At 39.6% G+C, this 1,173-nt stretch carries 1 protein-coding gene; it reads left to right on the forward strand.

Translation table 11 applies throughout. The features are described from left to right. The first annotated feature begins 76 nt into the window (after positions 1-76). Positions 77-1,146 (forward strand): ISKra4 family transposase gene (locus ACM0OR_RS28270; RefSeq protein WP_414579721.1). Its coding sequence is split into 2 segments (ribosomal slippage): positions 77-233 and positions 233-1,146, totalling 1,071 coding nucleotides; the frame shifts between segments, so codons are not numbered across the junction. Positions 1,147-1,173 lie beyond the last annotated feature (27 nt).

Raw genomic sequence — 1,173 nt, forward strand, 5'->3', positions numbered from 1 at the left:
GGGAGCATCCACTTTTGGAAGATATACAAGTTTTGGGAGAATATAACAACAGAGAAAACAGTGGGTATCAGCAAGCATGAACCAAGATAAACAAGAAAGAATCAAAGCCTGCTTACAAGAATTGTCAATACTGCTGTATGAAGAAGCAGACAAAAGTCAGATGACAGACCTTGAAGGTATAGAAAAAACAGTTAGAAGCCAAATATTAGAGCTAGTCAGCCCAGAAATAGCCCTTTTTTTATTGAACAAAAAACTGGGACAAAAGTAGGTAAAACGAGGAAGATAAAAAGCCTAGTGGGAGAACTAAAATTAAAAGCCAAACAGTTACACAGACTAGGCTTGAAGCCAAGAAGCCGATTAAGCCCATTACTTCAAAAATGTTGTTTAAGGCTATCAGCCAATGAATCATATCAAAATGCGGAATTTGAGATTCAGGCACTGACAGGAATCAAAGTCGGTCACTCAACGCAACAAAAACTAGTTCTCGAACAAGATGTTCAACTACCACTAGCAAAACAAGCCGTGTCAGAAGTGAGTGTGGATGGGGGGAAAGTTCGACTACGGGGAAAACCACAACTAGGTTGTCACTGGCGAGACTATAAAACCGTTCGTCTCCAAGGGATTTACTATGGTGCATTTTTTAACGACAACCAGTCATTAATTGATTATGTTAATAGTCAAGGTCTCGTTAACCCACTTGTTTGTTTAGGGGATGGTCATGATGGTGTGTGGAATTTAGTCGAAGAGTTTGGTAAAAAAGAACATTTTGAGCGTTGGGAAATATTGGATTGGTATCACCTTAAAGAAAATCTTTACAAAATTGGTGGTTCTTTAAAGCGGCTCAAAGCTGCTGAAACTCTGTTATGGCAAGGTCAGGTAGATAATACTCAGGCTTTATTTGTTCATTGCCGAGGTAAACAGGCGAAAAACTTCATTGCTTACCTTGAAAAACATCGCTTTCGTATTATCAATTACGGCTATTACCAGGCTGAACAACTTTGTTCTATTGGTTCGGGTGCGGTCGAGTCTGCTATTAAACAGATTGGAGCTAGGATAAAAATTTCTGGCGCACAGTGGAATGTTGAGAGTGTCAACCACATTCTTTCTGTTCGTTGCGCTTATCTTAATGGTTTACTTGCTATTTGAGTATTTCCGCCAAAAGTGGATGCTCCC

Source organism: Anabaena sp. CCY 9402-a, from assembly GCF_963920945.1.
In the GTDB taxonomy this organism is placed as follows: Bacteria; Cyanobacteriota; Cyanobacteriia; order Cyanobacteriales; family Nostocaceae; genus Trichormus; species Trichormus minutissimus.